Origin of the sequence: Celeribacter indicus, assembly GCF_000819565.1 — a bacterium.
GTDB lineage: Bacteria > Pseudomonadota > Alphaproteobacteria > Rhodobacterales > Rhodobacteraceae > Celeribacter > Celeribacter indicus.
In genome coordinates this window covers 3,508,918-3,526,126 of the sequence record NZ_CP004393.1, presented here as the reverse complement: position 1 = coordinate 3,526,126, position 17,209 = coordinate 3,508,918, and the positions used below count along the sequence as shown (strand labels likewise).

The following is a 17,209-nucleotide window of genomic DNA, read 5'->3' as shown; positions in this document are numbered from 1 at the left end:
GCCGCGGGGGGGGGGGGTGTTCGGGAAACGGTGCCGGAAAACCTCCGGCCGGGGTTTGCCTCGGGTCCGGCGGTGCATTTTTTTACCGGCTGATAGATCCGGCGGCAGTCCGGCTTGACCTGCGCCCAATCCGCCATCACCTTGGCAGAAGCGACCCTTGCGGGCGCGTGCCACGGCGCGTCGCCCTTGCCCCCGGCCGCGGGCGGGCGTCCTCTGGGACCGACGCCCGCCCGGCCGTGCGGGACGGGCGCAGGAAACCGTCTCGGAGCCCATGATGCCGATCAAGAACCGCCTCGCCGAACTGCTGCCCGAAATCACCGCATGGCGGCGGGACATCCATGAGAATCCCGAACTGATGTTCGACCTGCCGCGCACCTCGCGGAAGGTCGCGGAGCTGCTGCGCGACTTCGGCTGCGACGAGGTCGTGGAGGGCATGGCGAAGACCGGTGTCGTCGGCGTGATCCGCGGCCGGACGGATACGAGGGGCCGCACGGTGGGGCTGCGCGCGGACATGGACGCGCTGCCGATCCTCGAGGAGACGGGGGCGGACTACGCCTCGAAGACGCCCGGCGTGATGCATGCCTGCGGCCATGACGGGCATACCTCCATGCTGCTCGGGGCGGCGAAATACCTCTGCGAGACGCGCAACTTCGACGGCACGGCGGTGGTGATCTTCCAGCCCGCCGAGGAGGGCGGCGGCGGCGGCCGGGTGATGTGCGAGGAGGGGCTCATGGAGCGTTTCGGCATCGACGAGGTCTATGGCATGCACAACTGGCCGAACCTGCCGACGGGCACATTCGCGATCCGCTCGGGCCCGTTCTTTGCCGCGGCCGACGAGTTCGAGATCTATGTGAAGGGCAGGGGCGGCCATGCCGCGAAGCCGCATGAGACCGTCGACAGCACGGTGACGGCGGCGCATCTCGTGCTCGCGCTCCAGACCATCGCCTCGCGCAACGTCGATCCGACGGAACAGGTGGTGGTGTCGGTCTGTTCCATGGAGAGCTCCTCGAAGGCCCATAACGTGCTGCCCGCCCAGGTGGTGCTCAAGGGCACGGTGCGCACGCTCGATGCCGGCGTGCGCGACCAGGCGGAGGCGCGGCTCAGGGAGATCTGCGCGGGCGTCGGTGCGACCCATGGCGCGGAGATCGTGGTGGACTTCCATCGCGGCTATCCGGTGATGGTGAACCACGACCGCGAGACCGACTATGCGCGCGAGGCGGCGCGCCGGGTGACGGGGGCGTGCGGGGAGTATCCGCTGGTGATGGGCGGGGAGGATTTCGCCTATATGCTCGAAGAACGTCCCGGCGCCTATATCATCCTCGGCAACGGGCCGGGCGCGCCGGTGCACCATCCGAAATACATGTTCAACGACGAGGCGCTGCCCGCCGGGTGTTCGTGGTATGCCGAGATGGTGGAAAGCCGCCTGCCCGCGGGATGACGTCGAGGGCGGGCCGGTGAGTATTTGAGGCAGCAAAAAGCGCAGGGCGGCTTGCGGTACCGGGACGTCTGTCCGCCTGGAAAGCGGTTGGCCGGAGCCTAGCCGCCGGTGTGGGACATGTGGCGGGAGACTTGGCCGTCCGGTTTCTGCCGCGAATAATCGAAGTCATGGCCTTCGGGCTTGCGCGCGATGGCGGCCTCGATGGCGCGGAGCAGCGGGCCGTCGTCTTCGGGATGGGCGCGCAGGATGTCGCGCAGGCTCGCCTTGTCCTCCTGTCCGAGGCACATGAAGAGATCGCCGGTGCAGGTCATGCGCACGCGATTGCAGCTTTCGCAGAAATTATGCGTGAGCGGGGTGATGAAGCCGATCTTCTGCCCGGTCTCCTCGAGCCGCACGTAGCGCGCCGGGCCGCCGGTGCTTTCCGGCAGGTCGGTGAGGGTGAAGCGGGTGGCGAGGCGGGCGCGCAGGTCGGTGATCGGCCAGTATTGCCCGATCCGGTCCTCGTTGCCGAGATCGCCCATCGGCATCACCTCGATGAAGGTGAGGTCCATGTCCTCGCGCGCGCACCAGGCCGCGAGGGGGAAAAGCTCGTCCTCGTTGAAGCCCTTGAGCGCGACGGTGTTGACCTTGACCCTGAGGCCGGCGTTGCGCGCGGCCTCGATGCCGGAGAGCACCTTGGCGAGGTGGCCCCAGCGCGTCACCTTCTGGAATTTCGCCGCGTCGAGCGTGTCGAGGGAGACGTTGATGCGCCGCACGCCGGCGGCGTAGAGGTCGGTGGCGAAACGGTCGAGCTGCGAGCCGTTGGTGGTGACAGTCAGTTCCTCCAGCGCGCCGCTGTCGAGATGGCGCGTCATGCCGTCGAAGAAGGTCATGATCCCGCGCCGCACCAGGGGCTCGCCGCCGGTGATGCGCAGCTTGCGGATGCCGCGGCCGATGAAGGCGGAGCACATGCGGTCGAGTTCCTCGAGGCTCAGCAGTTCCTTCTTCGGCAGGAAGGTCATGTTTTCCGACATGCAGTAGACGCAGCGGAAATCGCAGCGGTCGGTGACCGAGACCCGCAGATAGGTGATCGGGCGGGCGAACGGGTCGATGAGGCGCGGTGCGTTGGACATGAGGGACAACATAGGGCCGCGGCGGCGCGGATGCAAAGGTTATGCCTCGTCGCTCTCCGGGTTTTGAGCGGCGGCCTCCCGTGCGCGGCGGATCGCCTTCGCGCTTGCGGGGTCGTGTTTTGCCAGGGTGCGCAGCCAGCGTTCGGCGGGGCGGGCCACGTCCTTGTCCGGATCATCGAGCAGGTCGGGCAGCCAGCCGGTGACCGCCTCGCGCGCCGCGGTTTCGGCCTCCGAGGGATGTTCGGCCTTTGCGAGCGGGGCGGCGAGCAGGATCGCGGCGCGCCGGTCGAGCGCGCGGCCGGAGGCGGCGAGGGCGTGCACCTGCTCCATGCGCGACAGCTCCGCGCCGACCCGGCGGGCGCCGGCGGCGGCGAGCGCGTCGAGCTCGGCCCAGCTCGAGGCCTCGGAGAGCCAGTCGCAGATCTGGGTCCAGACCTCCCCGTCCTCTGCGATCCGGGCCTGGGTCAGCAGCTTAGCGGCCATGAGGCGGCCCTCGAAGACGCCGCTCGTCCAGAGGTGGCGGGCGAGTTCGAGCCGTTCGGGGAAGGGCACGGAGCGCCGCCATTCGCGTGCGAGGCTTTCGAGCCGGTCGGGCGCGACGCCCCAGAAGCGGCGGGTGCCGAAGCGACTTTCGAGATCGCGCACGCGCGCGGCGTCGCCTTCGCCTTCGAGGGTCCTGAGCGCATCGTCGAGCGTCATGTGCTGTCCTTCCTGCGGGGGCTGTCGGGGAACGCGCGGGGCGGGGAAACGGTTTCCCGCCCCGCCCGGCACGGCGTATCGCCGCCGGTCATTCCACCGTGACGGATTTGGCGAGGTTGCGCGGCTGGTCGACATCCGTGCCCTTGGCGACCGCCGTGTGATAGGCGATGAGCTGGGCGGGGATGGCGTAGAGGATCGGCGCGAAGAGATCGGGCACCTCCGGCATGGTGACGGTCTGCCAGACGCCGTCGGAGGCCAGGGCCAGCCCCTTGCGGTCGGAGACCAGCAGCACCCGGCCGCCGCGGGCCATCACCTCCTGCATGTTCGAGACGGTCTTGTCGAACAGCGTGTCATGGGGGGCGAAGACGATCACCGGCGTGTGGCTGTCGATCAGGGCGATGGGGCCGTGCTTCAGCTCGCCGGAGGCATAGCCCTCGGCGTGGATATAGCTGATTTCCTTGAGCTTCAGCGCGCCCTCGAGAGCGAGGGGATACATCATGCCGCGCCCGAGGAAGAGCACGTCGCGGCTTTCCGCGAGATCGTTCGACACGGCGTTGAGCCATTCGTCGAGGTCGAGCGCACGGGTCAGGAGCCCCGGCAGGCTGCGCAGTTCGGCGAGGCGGACGGCATGGCTGTCCGCCGTCATTTCGCCGCGCTGGAGCGCCGCCTCGAGCGCGAGCAGGGCGAGCACGGTGAGCTGGCAGGAGAAGGCCTTGGTCGAGGCCACGCCGACCTCCACGCCCGCGCGGATCGGCAGGGCGAGATCGCTTTCGCGCGCGATGGAGGATTCGGCCACGTTGACGACGGAGAGGATCGTCGCGGCCTTCCCGGCCATGTAGCGCAACGCGGCGAGCGTGTCGGCGGTCTCCCCGGACTGGGAGACGAAGATCGCGAGCGTGTTCGGCGCGACCGGCGGTTCGCGGTAGCGGAATTCGGAGGCCACGTCGATCTCGACCGGGATGCGCGCAACCTGTTCGAACCAGTATTTCGCCGTGTAGCAGGCGTAGAAGGCCGTGCCGCAGGCGACCATGACGATGCGGTCGTAGGCGGTGAAGTCGAGTCCCGGATCGGGCAGCACGATGCCGTTGCCGTCGGCGGAGAGATAGTAGCTCAGCGCCTCGGCGATGACGGTGGGCTGTTCGGCGATCTCCTTGGCCATGAAGTGCTTGTGCCCGGCCTTCTCGATGCGGGCGGCATCCATCGCGATGGTGCGGCGCTCGCGCTGGACCTGCGCGCCGGTGGCGTCGAAGATCGCGAGGCTCGTGCGGGTGATCACTGCGCGGTCGCCTTCGTCGAGATAGGTGATCTGGTCGGTCATGGGCGCGAGGGCGATGGCGTCGGAGCCGACGAACATCTCCCCGTCGCCATGGCCGATGGCCAGCGGCGAGCCCTTGCGCGCGGCGACGAGCAGGTCGTCCTGGCCGTCGAACAGGAAGCAGAGCGCGAAGGCGCCGTCGAGCGCGTCGATCGTGGCCATGGCCGCCTCGACCGGCGGTTTGCCGGCGTCCATGAAGCTCTGGCACAGCAGCGCCACGGTCTCCGTGTCGGTCTGGGTGACGAAATCGTAGCCCTTCGCGCCGAGCGCCTCGCGCAATTCGCGGAAATTCTCGATGATCCCGTTGTGGACGACCGCGACCGGCCCCGCGCGGTGCGGGTGGGCATTGGTGACGGTCGGCGCGCCATGGGTGGCCCAGCGGGTGTGGCCGATCCCGGCCTTGCCCGCGAGCGGTTCGTGCACGAGCAGGTCGGAGAGGTTCACGAGCTTGCCGACCGCGCGGCGGCGGTCGAGCTTTCCGTTCGACACGGTGGCGATACCGGCGCTGTCATAGCCGCGATATTCGAGCCGTTTCAGCGCCTCCACGAGGATCGGCGCGACTTCGTGGTTACCGAGAACCCCAACAATACCGCACATTTTACTGCCCTTTTTGCTTCTTTGCTTTCAAAGACTTCAACTTTTCGAACATCCGCACCGCCAGCATGGGCTTGTTGACCTGCCTGGCGCGCCCGATCGCGAGCGCGCCCGCCTCGACGTCGGAGGTGATGACGGAGCCCGAGGCGGTCATCGCCTCGTCGCCCACCGTGACGGGCGCCACGAGCATCGTGTTCGACCCGATGAAGGCGTTGCGCCCGACCACGGTGCGGTGCTTGAAGACGCCGTCGTAATTGCAGGTGATCGTGCCCGCGCCGACATTGGTGCCGTCGCCGATTTCCGCATCGCCGATATAGGTGAGGTGGTTGACCTTCGTGCCCTCGCCGATCTGGGCGTTCTTCACCTCGACGAAATTGCCGACATGCGCGTTGTTGGCGAGTTCCGCGCCGGGGCGCAGCCGGGCAAAGGGGCCGACCGTCGCGCCCATGGAGACGTGACAGCCCTCGAGATGGGAGAAGGCGCGGATGTGTGCCTCCGATTCCACCGTGACACCGGGGCCGAAGACGACATGCGGTTCCACCACCGCGTCGCGCCCCACATAGGTGTCGAGGGAGAAGAACACGGTCTCCGGCGCGGTCAGGGTGACGCCGGTCTCGAGCGCCTCGGCCCGTTTCGCGGTCTGAAAGATCGCCTCGGCACGGGCGAGTTCCGCGCGGGTGTTGACGCCCAGCGTCTCCGCCTCGTCGCAGGAGACGGCGGTGGCGCTGCGCCCGGTCTTCCACGCAATGTCCACGATGTCCGGCAGGTAGTATTCCCCCGCCGCATTGTCGTTGCCGACCTGTTCCAGAAGATCGAACAGCACGCCGGCATCGGCGGCGACGAGGCCGGAATTGCAGAGCGTGATCGCGCGTTCGGCCGGGCTCGCGTCCTTGTATTCCACGATGCGGGTGAGCCTGTCGCCCTCGGTCACGAGCCGTCCGTAGCGTGCGGGATCGGCGGCGTCGAAGCCCAGGACGACGACATCGGCCGTCCTGCGCGCCTCGGCCATGCGCAGCACCGTCTCCCCGGAGATGAAGGGTGTGTCGCCGTAGAGCACGAAGACGTCGCCCTCGAAATCGCCAAGCGTCTCACGGGCCTGGAGCACGGCATGGGCGGTGCCGAGCTGCTCCTCCTGCCGCGCGACGACGATCCCCTCGTCGATCTTCGCCGCCTCGGCGGCCACCCGGTCGCCGCCATGGCCGACCACGAGCACCGTGCGGACGGGGTCGAGCGCCGCGCCGGAGGCGAGCGCATGGGCGAAGAGCGGCGCATTGCCGATCTGGTGCAGCACCTTCGGCAGGTCGGAATTCATCCGCGTTCCCTGTCCGGCGGCGAGGAGAATGAGGGCGTTGGCCATGTCTGTCCCGATCTGCTCTTTTCTTTGTTCGCCTGCCGTTTTACCCATGTCGCGCGGGGTCGCAAGTGCCGCGGGCTTCACTAATTGCGACGTCAGGTTACAGCGAATGGGCGGCGATTTGCCTCTGGGGCGAGGGCCGGGCCGGAGAGGAAGGCGATGCGGACGGTGATTTTCGATCTCGACGGGACGCTCGCGGACACGTCCGCCGATCTCATCGCGGCGGCGAATGCCTGTTTTCGCGGGCTCGGCCATGGCGACCTGCTGAGCCCGGTCGCCGATGCGCATACCGCCTTCCGCGGCGGGCGGGCGATGCTGCGGCTCGGGTTCGAGCGGCTGGGCCACGGCGGGGAGGCGGAGATCGCGGAGCAATATCCGGTGCTCCTCGACTATTACGGCGAGCATATCGACGTGCACACGCGGCTCTACGACGGCGCGGCGGAGGCGGTGGAGGCGCTGCGCGCGGCGGGCTATGCGCTGGGCATCTGCACCAACAAGCCGGAGGATCTGGCCGACCGGCTGCTCATGCGGCTGGGCGTGCGCGATCTCTTCGGCGCGATGATCGGCGCGCGGACGGTCGGCGTCTCGAAACCCGATCCGAAGCCCTATGTGGCGGCGGTGGAGGGGGCGGGCGGCACCGTGGCGCGCAGTTTCCTCGTGGGCGACACGGAAACCGACCGCGCCACCGCGCGGGCGGCGGGGGTGCCCTGCGCGCTCGTGACCTTCGGGCCCGACGGCGACCGCGTCGCCGCGCTCGAACCGGAGGCGCTGCTCGGCCATTACGGCGATCTGGCGGATGTCACGCGGGAGTTGATCGGATGAAAGAGGTCTTCACCGGGAATTTCACCCAGCAGGAGCCGATCCCCGAAGCTGCGATCGAGGCGGCGGTGGCGGTGATGCGCAGCGGGCGGCTGCATCGCTACAACCTCCTGCCCGGCGAGGTGGGGGAGGTCGCGCGCCTCGAGGAGGAATTCGCGGCCTTCACCGGTGCGGCATACTGTCTCGCCGTGGCCTCGGGCGGCTATGCGCTCGGCTGTGCGCTGCGGGCGGTGGGGGTGAGGCCGGGCGAGCGGGTGCTGACCAACGCCTTCACGCTGGCGCCGGTGCCGGGGGCCATCGCCTCCGTCGGGGCCGAGCCGGTCTTCGTCGGCGTGACCGAGGGGCTGGTGATCGACCTCGACGATCTGCGGCTCCGCATCGCGGAGAGCGGCGCGCGGGTGCTGATGCTCAGCCACATGCGCGGCCATATCGTCGACATGGACGCGCTCATGCGGGTCTGTACCGGCGCGGGTGTGCTGGTGATCGAGGACTGCGCGCATACGATGGGCGCGAGCTGGAACGGTGTGCCTTCGGGGCGGCACGGGGCGGTCGGCTGCTATTCGACGCAGACCTACAAGCATATCAATTCGGGGGAGGGCGGCCTGCTCGTCACCGATGACCCGGAGATCGCGGCGCGGGCGGTGATGTTGTCGGGATCCTACATGCTTTACACAAAGCACACCGCCGCGCCGGGGCCTGAAGTGTTCGAAAAGGTCAAGTACGACACGCCGAACGTCTCCGGCCGCATGGATCAGCTTCGGGCGGCGATCCTGCGGGTGCAGCTCGCGGACCTGCCGCGCCAGGCGGAAAACTGGACCGCGCGCTATCGCGTGGTCGAGGCGGGGCTGCGCGGCACGCCGGGACTGACGCTGGTCGAGCGGCCGCCTCAGGAGCAGTTCGTCGGCTCCTCCCTCCAGTTTCTCCTGCTCGACTGGCCGGGGGAGCGGATCGCGGCGCTGGTGGAGGCCTGCCTCGCGCGCGGCGTCGAGCTGAAATGGTTCGGGGCGAAGGAGCCCGTGGGCTTCACCTCCCGCTACGACAGCTGGCGCTATGTCGCGCCGCAGAGCCTGCCCGGCAGCGACCGGGTGCTGTGCGCGATCGTGGACATGCGCCTGCCGCTCACCTTCAGCCTCGAGGATTGCGCGCTGATCGCGCGGATCATCGGCGAGGAGGTCCGTGCGCGCGCAGCATGATCCTGACCCGGACTCGGGGCGCGGCGGGCGGTATGCGAAGGCATACAGGGGTGAAAATCCGACAAAAAGCATAAGGATAGAGGCTCGAATCGCGCTTTCGGCGGTTTTTGGACCGCGCGGTGCAAAATCTTGCGGCGCCAGCGAAAAAACTTTTGAGAGCCCCTTGAAAACAAGGGCTTTGCGCCGCGCGCTTCGGTTGACCGCGCTGGCCGGTGGGGCTAAACCACGCAAAGCTAGCAAAGCAGCGCGCCCGAGGTTGCTCGACATCTGAGTTCCCCCGTGAGTGCGCGGATCAAGGAGCCGCTCGTGGAAGACTTGCTTCGGGAATATCTCCCCATCGTCATTTTCATCGGCCTCGCCATCGCGCTGGGTCTGGTGTTCATCTTCGCAGCCCTCATCCTCGCCGTCCGCAATCCCGATCCCGAAAAGGTCTCGGCCTATGAATGCGGGTTCAACGCCTTCGACGATGCGCGGATGAAGTTCGACGTGCGGTTCTACCTCGTGTCGATCCTGTTCATCATCTTCGATCTCGAAATCGCCTTCCTGTTTCCCTGGGCCGTCGCGTTCAAGGATCTGAGCATGACGGGCTTCTGGTCGATGATGGTGTTCCTCGGCGTGCTGACCGTGGGCTTTGCCTATGAATGGAAGAAAGGGGCTCTCGAATGGGCGTGATGACCGGAGCCAACACCGCGGGGGCGGACCGCGAGGTCGCCACCCAGACGCTGAACAGGGATCTCCAGGACAAGGGCTTCCTGCTCACCTCGACCGAGGACATCATCAACTGGGCGCGCACCGGCTCGCTGCACTGGATGACCTTCGGCCTCGCGTGCTGCGCGGTCGAGATGATGCAGACCTCGATGCCGCGCTACGATCTCGAACGCTACGGCACCGCGCCGCGCGCCTCTCCGCGCCAGTCCGACCTGATGATCGTCGCCGGCACGCTCACGAACAAGATGGCCCCGGCGCTGCGCAAGGTCTACGACCAGATGCCCGAACCGCGCTACGTGATCTCGATGGGCTCCTGCGCGAACGGCGGCGGCTACTACCACTACAGCTATTCCGTGGTGCGCGGCTGCGACCGCGTGGTGCCGGTGGATGTCTACGTGCCCGGCTGCCCCCCGACGGCGGAGGCGCTGATGTACGGTATCCTGCAACTGCAACGCAAGATCCGCCGCACCGGCACGATCGCACGCTAAGGAGTGGAGCAATGAGCGAAGCCCTCATCGAACTCGCCGCCCATATCGAGTTCAAGCGTCCCGGCGACGTGCTCGCCACGGCGATCGCCTATGACGAGCTGACGGTCACCGTCGCGGCGGCGGGGATCGTCGAGTTCATCGACTTCCTGAAGACCGACGGGAGCTGCAAGTTCTCCTCGCTCACCGACATCACCGCGGTGGACTATCCGGCGCGCGAGCAGAGGTTCGACGTCGTCTATCACCTCCTGTCGATGTACCAGAACCAGCGCATCCGCGTGATCGCGGCGGTGCGCGAGGAGGAGACGATCCCCTCGATCCTCTCCGTGCACCCCTCCGCCGGCTGGTTCGAGCGGGAGATCTTCGACATGTTCGGGATCATCTTCTCCGGTCACCCGGACCTGCGGCGCCTGCTGACGGATTACGGCTTCCGCGGCTTCCCGCTGCGCAAGGATTTCCCGACCACCGGCTATACCGAGGTGCGCTATGACGAGGAGCTCAAGCGCGTCGTCTACGAACCCGTGCGGCTGACCCAGGAATACCGGCAGTTCGACAGCCTCTCGCCCTGGGAGGGTGCGAAATACATCCTTCCCGGCGACGAAAAGGGGGCGTGATCCAGAGATGAGCGGGCATCCGGCCATCATGATCTGCGTGGGAGCGACGAAGGCGGGCACCAGCTCGCTCTACCGCTATCTGCACGATCATCCGGAGTGCCACATGCGCTCGGTCAAGGAGATCCACTATTTCGACACGGTGGATTTCGACGATTACACACATCAGTTCGATGTCTATGCCCGTCTGCGCGCCGATCTTGTCGGTCGCCAGAATATCGCCCGCAACAATGGCAACCTGTGGAAACTTGCCAATCTCGAACGTCAGATCATGGATGTGGACGAGATCGTGCGCATCCTCGAACTGGGCGAGGCGGGGGTGCCGGACTACCTGTTCTATCTCCTGGACGGGATCGGGGAGAAGAAGCTCGCGGGCGACATCACGCCGGGCTATGCCCTTCTGTCCGAGACGCGGCTGCGCGAGATGGCGGCGATGGCGCCCGACGTGCGCTTCGTCTTCCTGATGCGCGATCCGGTGGACCGGCTCTGGTCCCATGTGCGGATGCAGGCGACGCGCCAGCGCCGGGAGGGCGAGGAGGTGGCGGTGAAGGCGAGGCGGATCCTGAACCGGGTCGTGAACCGCGATCTGGAGACGCATATTCCGCCGCGCGGCGACTATGCCGCGATCATCGAGAAGCTGAACCGCGCGGTGCCGGACGAGAAGCTGATGATCGGCTTCACCGAAGAATTGCTGACGGGGGAAGGGCTTTCGCGCCTCTGCGCTTTCCTCGGGATCTCCCCAGGCAGGCGCGTCGAGGCGGAGCCGCGCGCCCACGAGGGGATCCGGCTCACGCTCAGCGACAGACAACGGCGGGAGGCGGCGGCATTTCTCGCCCCGCAATACGCCTATGTGGAAAAGACATTTGGCCGGCTGCCCGAGCGGTGGCAGGCGAATATGGCAAGGATCTGAATGATGGACGGCGACATCCGGCAAAACACCTATGACGACGGCTCGCGGGACGCCCGGACGGGCGAACAGCAGATCCGCAACTTCAACATCAACTTCGGCCCGCAGCACCCCGCCGCCCACGGCGTGCTGCGCATGGTGCTCGAGCTCGACGGCGAGGTGGTGGAACGCGCCGACCCGCATATCGGGCTGCTGCACCGCGGCACCGAAAAGCTGATGGAGAGCCGCACCTATCTCCAGAACCTGCCCTATCTCGACCGGCTCGACTACGTGGCGCCGATGAACCAGGAACATTCCTGGTGCCTCGCGATCGAGAAGCTCGCGGGTGTCACCGTGCCCCGCCGCGCCTCGCTCATCCGCGTGCTCTATTCGGAGATCGGCCGCGTTCTCAACCACCTGCTGAACGTGACGACGGGGGCGATGGACGTGGGCGCGCTCACCCCGCCGCTCTGGGGCTTCGAGGAACGCGAGAAGCTCATGATCTTCTACGAACGGGCCTGCGGCGCGCGCCTGCACTCGGCCTATTTCCGTCCCGGCGGCGTGCACCAGGATCTTCCGCCCGCGCTGCTCGACGATATCGACGCCTGGGCCGATCATTTCCCGAAGGTGCTCGACGATGTGCACGAGCTGCTGACGGAGAACCGCATCTTCAAGCAGCGCACCGTGGATATCGGCGTGGTCTCCGAGCAGGAGGTGCTCGACTGGAGCTTCTCGGGCGTGATGGCCCGCGGCTCCGGCCTCGCCTGGGACCTGCGCCGCGCGCAGCCCTACGAATGCTACGACGAGTTCGAGTTCGGGATCCCCGTCGGCACGAGGGGAGACTGCTACGACCGCTATCTCTGCCGGATGCAGGAGATGTACGAGTCGACAAAGATCATCCGGCAGGCGGTCGCCAAGCTGCGCGAGCCCGCGAACCAGGGCGACATCCTCGCCCGCGGCAAGCTCACCCCGCCGAAGCGCGGCGACATGAAGACGTCGATGGAAGCGCTCATCCACCATTTCAAGCTCTATACCGAGGGCTTCAAGCTGCCGGCGGGCGAGGTCTATGCCGCCGTCGAGGCGCCGAAGGGCGAGTTCGGCGTCTATCTCGTCTCCGACGGCACCAACAAGCCCTACCGCGCCAAGCTGCGCGCGCCGGGCTTCCTGCATTTGCAGGCGATGGATCACATGGCCAAGGGCCATCTGCTCGCGGATGTCTCCGCCCTCATCGCTACCATGGACATCGTTTTCGGGGAGGTCGACCGCTAATGCTCCGCCGTCTTTATCATGAACAGCCCGCCGCCTTCGCCTTTACCGAGGCGAACCGCGCCTGGGCCGAGGGCCAGATCGCGAAATACCCGGAAGGGCGCCAGCAATCGGCGATCATCCCGCTGCTGTGGCGCGCGCAGGAGCAGGAAGGCTGGCTGACCAAGCCGGCGATCGAACATGTCGCGGACATGCTGGGCCTGCCCTATATCCGGGCGCTCGAGGTGGCGACCTTCTACTTCATGTTCCAGCTTCAGCCGGTGGGGACGGTCGCGCATATCCAGGTCTGCGGCACCACGACCTGCATGATCTGCGGCTCGGGCGACATCATCGAGGTCTGCAAGCGCCGGATCGCGCCGACGCCGCACACGCTGTCGGCGGACGGGCGGTTTTCCTGGGAAGAGGTGGAATGCCTCGGCGCCTGCGCCAATGCGCCGATGGCGCAGATCGGCAAGGATTACTACGAGGACCTGACGGCGGAGAATTTCGAGCGTCTGCTCGACCGGATGGAGGCGGGCGAGGTGCCGCTGCCGGGATCGCAGCAGGGCCGCTATTCCTCCGAGCCGGCGGGCGGTCCCGTGGTCCTCGCGGATTACCGGGGCACGGGTGCGGACCATAACGGATCGGTGCAGCGCGCGGTCGATATCGGCGACACGCTCAAGCGCATCGACGGCACCGAGGTGCCGCTCCTGACCCCGTGGATCCACAGGGGCGCGGGCCATGGCGCGACGCCGAAGCCCGAGCCGATGGAGAAATCCGCGGTGCAGCAGGCGGCGGAAAGCGCGGCGCGGGAGCCGAAACCCGCGAAGGGGCATCCGGCGACGAAACTCGGCGTGACCGAGCAGGAGGCCGAGGCGGAATCGAAGGCCAAGCCGGATTCGAAGAGCGATCCGGCGGGCGAGGTGGCCGAAAGCAGCGGCCCGACGGAGCCCGTGCACGGCGAGGAGATCGTGCCCCGCACCGGCGCGGAGGCGGGACCGACCCTCGTCGCGCAGAAGAAGCCGCGCACGATGAAGGCGCCGCGCAAGGCCGGGGCGGACGATCTCAAGAAGCTCAAGGGCGTGGGTCCGAAGCTCGAGGCGACGCTCAACCAGCTCGGCTTCTGGCATTACGACCAGATCGCGAAATGGACGCCGGAGGAGATCGCCTGGGTCGACGAGCGTCTGCGCTTCAAGGGCCGGATCGAACGCGACGGCTGGACCGAACAGGCGAAGATCCTCGCGGAAGGCGGCGAAACCGACTTCTCGAAACGCGCGAAATACTGAGGACTGGCTGAGACGAGAGGGCGGATGCCCGCGACCGAAAGAAGGCGACGACATCCGGCAGGGATGGACAGAGGAGCGACGCGATGACTGACGGCACTACGGGAAAGACGGCGAAGATCTGGCTGATCGCGGCGATTTGCGGCGTGCTGGCCTTCATGGCGCTTCTGTGGATCGCGGATTACACGACCGCGGCCTCGCTGATCGTCGGGGTGCTCGTGGCGCTTCTGGTCGCGATCCTGCTCTGGATCGGCTGGCACGACGCGGGGGAGGCCACGCCGGCGGAGGGCCGTCCGGCCGCGGCGGCGCGCACCGAAGGGGTGATGGAGACGAGCGGGATCGGCGACCAGCCTGCCTCCGCCGCCACGGAGATCGCGACGGACCCGCACCCGGCGGACATCCGCGAGGAGCCGGTGCAGGGCAGCGCGGCGGTGGAGGCCGAAGAGGTCGCGGAAGAGGACGAGATCGCGGAGCCGATCGCGGATATCGCCGCCGAGCCGATCGTTCCCGCGGCACCCGTTCCGGTCGCGCCGGTGCCGACGCCGCTGCCGGTCGAGGGCAAGCCCGACAACCTCAGGGATGCGCCGCGCGAGGGCGGGCCGGACGATCTGCGCGTGATCCGCGGCGTCGGGCCGAAGCTCGAGGCGGTGCTGCACGAGATGGGCGTTTACCATTACGACCAGATCGCGGCCTGGGGGCCGGCGGATGTGGCGTATATGGACGAGAACCTGAAAGGCTTCAAAGGCCGGGTGACCCGCGACGACTGGGTCGGCCAGGCGACGCTCCTCGCGCAGGGCGGGGGGACGGAAGGTCAGGACCGCGCCGAAGAGGGCGGCGCCGACTGAGGGGTGAAGACGATGGTTCCCGACAAGGACCTCCAGCAGGCGAAGAAGGCGCGGATGGTCGCGCTCGTCATCGCCGCGACGATGGTGGTCTGGCTGGGGGCCCAGTGGGTCGGGGCGAAACTCGGATGGCCTGAGCGCTACGCGTTTCTCATCGACCTCTCGGCGCTCGCCGCATTCGTGTGGGCGTTCGTGGTGATTTATCAGATCTGGCGCGCGCGCCAGCAGGACTGAAGGGACAAGAGCGATGCTCAAGGATCAGGATCGGATCTTTACCAACCTCTACGGGATGAACGACCGTAGCCTCGCAGGTGCGCAGAAACGCGGCCATTGGGACGGCACCGCGGGCATTCTCGCCAACGGGCGCGACTGGATCATCGAGCAGGTGAAGGCCTCCGGCCTGCGCGGGCGCGGCGGCGCGGGCTTTCCGACGGGTCTGAAATGGTCCTTCATGCCCAAGGAAAGCGACGGGCGCCCGGCCTATCTGGTGATCAATGCCGACGAATCCGAGCCCGCGACCTGCAAGGACCGGGAGATCATGCGCCACGACCCGCACACGCTGGTCGAAGGGGCGCTGATCGCCGGCTTCGCCATGGGGGCGGTGGCCGCCTATATCTACATCCGGGGCGAATACATCCGGGAGAAGGAGGCGCTTCAGGCCGCGATCGACGAAGCCTATGAGGCCGGCCTGATCGGGCGCAACGCCTGCAAGTCCGGCTATGATTTCGACATCTACCTGCACCACGGGGCCGGCGCCTATATCTGCGGCGAGGAAACCGCGCTGATCGAGAGCCTCGAGGGCAAGAAGGGCATGCCGCGGATGAAGCCGCCGTTTCCCGCGGGTGCGGGGCTCTACGGCTGCCCGACCACGGTGAACAACGTGGAAAGCATTGCCGTCGTGCCGACGATCCTGCGGCGCGGACCCGAATGGTTCGCCTCCTTCGGGCGTCCGAACAACGCCGGGACGAAGCTCATGGCGCTGACCGGCCATGTCAACACGCCCTGCGTCTTCGAGGAGGAGATGTCGCTCTCCGTGCGCGAGATCATCGAGAAGCACGGCGGCGGCATCCGCGGCGGCTGGGACAATCTCAAGGCGATCATCCCCGGCGGGGCCTCCTGCCCGGTGCTGCCGAAATCCGCGCTCGAGGATGCGATCTTCGACTTCGACTGGATGCGGGAGAACAAGAGCTCCTTCGGCACCGGCTGCATGATCGTCATGGACAATTCGGTGGACGTGGTGAAGGCGATCTGGCGCCTCTCCTCCTTCTTCAAGCACGAGAGCTGCGGCCAGTGCACCCCCTGCCGCGAAGGCACGGGCTGGATGATGCGCGTGATGGAGCGGCTCGTGACGGGCGATGCGGAGATCGAGGAGATCGACATGCTGCTCGACGTGACCAAACAGGTCGAGGGCCACACGATCTGCGCCCTGGGCGATGCCGCGGCCTGGCCGATCCAGGGCCTGATCCGTCACTTCCGCGACGAGATCGAGGACCGCATCAAGGCGAAGCAGACCGGCCGCGTCACCGCGGCCTATGCGGCGGAGTAAACGGAGATCATGCCACGGGCCACGCCATATCTCGCGGATCTGAACGTCGGGCGACCTGTCGCACCGGGCGGCGATCCGCGCGTGGCCCTGCCGCATCCGGCGATGCGGCATGTCGAAAAAGGGCACAGGCCCGGCCTGGACGAGGCGCACGAACGTCTCGCCGTCACACGGGAACCATGGGGACAGCGACCGCGCCTTCGGCGGGCCGGATCTGAGGCAGGCGCGGCTTTTCCGGGAGGAATGCCGTCGCCCCATGGCAGCGGAGTGACCCCATGACGACCCTGAAACCCCTCCTTTTCGCGATGGGCCTCGGCGCCGGCGCCTCGGCGGCGGCGGCCGAACTGCCGCCGCTCAGGGAGGTCGAGGAGATCGACCGGAACATGCTCTGGGCGGCGATCGCGATCGAGGTGTCCGACGAATGCCCGACGCTCGAGGCGCGCAAGCTCAAGGGGCTGAATTTCCTCTGGGGGCTGAAGCGGCAGGCGTCGTCCATGGGCTACAGCGACGCGCAGATCCGCTCCTACGTCGAAAGCGACGCCGAGGAGGCGCGCATCCGGCGGCTCGGCGAGAGCTATGTGCGCCGGGCGGGCTTCGATCCGAAGACGGAGGCGGGGCTCTGCGCCTTCGGCCGGGCGGAGATCGCGCGCGGCTCGCTGATCGGGTCCTTCCTGAGGAGCACGCGATGATCCGGCACCTTGCATATCCCGCGCTGATCGCGTTGATGGCCGCACCGGCCTCCGCCGCGCCGATCACCGAAGATCCCGAAATCAAGTCCGTGATGATCGAGAACATGATCGTTACCGAACTGACCTCCCTCTGTCCGGGCCTCGCGCCGCGCACCCGGCAGGTGAACGCACAGGCGAAGTCCATGTTGGCCCGCATCACCGAAAAGGGATATGGCGCCGACGAGGTGCAGGCGCTCCAGGACCCGGCCTATCTGGCCGAGCTGTCGCGCGAGTCGGACGCATTCTTCGCCGCCAACGGCGTCGAGAAACGGAACACGGAGGCGATGTGCGCCTTCGGCAAAGCGCAGATTGCCGCGCGCTCCCCGCTCGGCAAACTCATGAAGAACAGGTGAT

At 67.3% G+C, this 17,209-nt stretch carries 18 protein-coding genes; 14 read left to right on the top strand and 4 right to left on the bottom strand.

Annotated features, from left to right (window positions below; translation table 11 throughout):
* Positions 1 to 274 precede the first annotated feature (274 nt).
* Positions 275 to 1,438, top strand: a complete 1,164-nt coding sequence (locus P73_RS17430; RefSeq protein ID WP_043871903.1) for a M20 aminoacylase family protein — start codon at positions 275 to 277, stop codon at positions 1,436 to 1,438.
* Positions 1,439 to 1,536: 98 nt separating this feature from the next.
* Here P73_RS17430 and moaA read toward each other — a convergent pair whose 3' ends face one another.
* From moaA to glmU, 4 genes are all read right to left on the bottom strand, one after another.
* Positions 1,537 to 2,550, bottom strand: a complete 1,014-nt coding sequence (gene moaA, locus P73_RS17425; protein WP_043871902.1) for a GTP 3',8-cyclase MoaA — start codon at positions 2,548 to 2,550, stop codon at positions 1,537 to 1,539.
* A 39-nt stretch (positions 2,551 to 2,589) separates the two neighbouring features.
* The gene (locus P73_RS17420) at positions 2,590 to 3,249 is read right to left on the bottom strand and encodes a DNA alkylation repair protein (RefSeq protein ID WP_052453383.1); all 660 of its coding nucleotides are present in this window, start codon (positions 3,247 to 3,249) and stop codon (positions 2,590 to 2,592) included.
* A gap of 88 nt (positions 3,250 to 3,337) precedes the next feature.
* The gene (gene glmS / locus P73_RS17415; RefSeq protein WP_043870550.1) at positions 3,338 to 5,161 is read right to left on the bottom strand and encodes a glutamine--fructose-6-phosphate transaminase (isomerizing); all 1,824 of its coding nucleotides are present in this window, start codon (positions 5,159 to 5,161) and stop codon (positions 3,338 to 3,340) included.
* Between the two features lies 1 nt (position 5,162).
* Positions 5,163 to 6,515 carry a bifunctional UDP-N-acetylglucosamine diphosphorylase/glucosamine-1-phosphate N-acetyltransferase GlmU gene (gene glmU / locus P73_RS17410; protein WP_043870549.1) on the bottom strand — a complete coding sequence of 451 codons (1,353 nt, stop codon included), beginning with the start codon at positions 6,513 to 6,515 and terminating at the stop codon, positions 5,163 to 5,165.
* 156 nt (positions 6,516 to 6,671) lie between these two features.
* On the opposite strand from glmU, the gene P73_RS17405 reads away from it, so the two are divergent.
* The 13 genes from P73_RS17405 to P73_RS17345 all read left to right on the top strand — a co-directional run bounded on the left by P73_RS17405 (position 6,672) and on the right by P73_RS17345 (position 17,208).
* On the top strand, positions 6,672 to 7,334 hold the full coding sequence (locus P73_RS17405) for an HAD-IA family hydrolase (protein ID WP_043870548.1): 663 nt from the start codon (positions 6,672 to 6,674) through the stop codon (positions 7,332 to 7,334).
* Entirely contained in the window at positions 7,331 to 8,524 is a 1,194-nt protein-coding gene (locus P73_RS17400) for a DegT/DnrJ/EryC1/StrS family aminotransferase (RefSeq protein ID WP_043870547.1), read from the top strand. The genes P73_RS17405 and P73_RS17400 overlap by 4 nt, the downstream gene beginning before the upstream one ends.
* A 306-nt stretch (positions 8,525 to 8,830) precedes the next feature.
* A complete protein-coding gene (locus P73_RS17395; RefSeq protein WP_043870546.1) occupies positions 8,831 to 9,196 on the top strand; it encodes an NADH-quinone oxidoreductase subunit A in 366 nt (121 codons plus the stop codon).
* Positions 9,196 to 9,720, top strand: a complete 525-nt coding sequence (locus P73_RS17390; protein WP_043871900.1) for a NuoB/complex I 20 kDa subunit family protein — start codon at positions 9,196 to 9,198, stop codon at positions 9,718 to 9,720. The genes P73_RS17395 and P73_RS17390 overlap by 1 nt, the downstream gene beginning before the upstream one ends.
* 11 nt (positions 9,721 to 9,731) lie before the next feature.
* The gene (locus P73_RS17385) at positions 9,732 to 10,331 is read left to right on the top strand and encodes an NADH-quinone oxidoreductase subunit C (protein WP_043870545.1); all 600 of its coding nucleotides are present in this window, start codon (positions 9,732 to 9,734) and stop codon (positions 10,329 to 10,331) included.
* A gap of 7 nt (positions 10,332 to 10,338) precedes the next feature.
* The gene (locus P73_RS17380) at positions 10,339 to 11,238 is read left to right on the top strand and encodes a sulfotransferase (protein ID WP_043870544.1); all 900 of its coding nucleotides are present in this window, start codon (positions 10,339 to 10,341) and stop codon (positions 11,236 to 11,238) included.
* On the top strand, positions 11,239 to 12,483 hold the full coding sequence (locus tag P73_RS17375) for an NADH-quinone oxidoreductase subunit D (RefSeq protein WP_043870543.1): 1,245 nt from the start codon (positions 11,239 to 11,241) through the stop codon (positions 12,481 to 12,483).
* Positions 12,483 to 13,745 carry an NADH-quinone oxidoreductase subunit E gene (locus P73_RS17370; RefSeq protein WP_043870542.1) on the top strand — a complete coding sequence of 421 codons (1,263 nt, stop codon included), beginning with the start codon at positions 12,483 to 12,485 and terminating at the stop codon, positions 13,743 to 13,745. The genes P73_RS17375 and P73_RS17370 overlap by 1 nt, the downstream gene beginning before the upstream one ends.
* A gap of 83 nt (positions 13,746 to 13,828) precedes the next feature.
* On the top strand, positions 13,829 to 14,587 hold the full coding sequence (locus tag P73_RS24535; protein WP_052453382.1) for a hypothetical protein: 759 nt from the start codon (positions 13,829 to 13,831) through the stop codon (positions 14,585 to 14,587).
* Positions 14,588 to 14,599: 12 nt separating this feature from the next.
* Positions 14,600 to 14,818 carry a DUF5337 domain-containing protein gene (locus P73_RS17360; protein WP_043871898.1) on the top strand — a complete coding sequence of 73 codons (219 nt, stop codon included), beginning with the start codon at positions 14,600 to 14,602 and terminating at the stop codon, positions 14,816 to 14,818.
* A 13-nt stretch (positions 14,819 to 14,831) separates the two neighbouring features.
* Positions 14,832 to 16,130: an NADH-quinone oxidoreductase subunit NuoF gene (gene nuoF / locus P73_RS17355; protein ID WP_043870541.1), complete on the top strand. Its 1,299-nt coding sequence runs from the start codon at positions 14,832 to 14,834 to the stop codon at positions 16,128 to 16,130.
* A 272-nt stretch (positions 16,131 to 16,402) separates the two neighbouring features.
* A complete protein-coding gene (locus P73_RS17350; protein WP_043870540.1) occupies positions 16,403 to 16,816 on the top strand; it encodes a DUF5333 domain-containing protein in 414 nt (137 codons plus the stop codon).
* The gene (locus tag P73_RS17345) at positions 16,813 to 17,208 is read left to right on the top strand and encodes a DUF5333 domain-containing protein (protein ID WP_043870539.1); all 396 of its coding nucleotides are present in this window, start codon (positions 16,813 to 16,815) and stop codon (positions 17,206 to 17,208) included. The genes P73_RS17350 and P73_RS17345 overlap by 4 nt, the downstream gene beginning before the upstream one ends.
* Position 17,209: the final 1 nt, after the last annotated feature.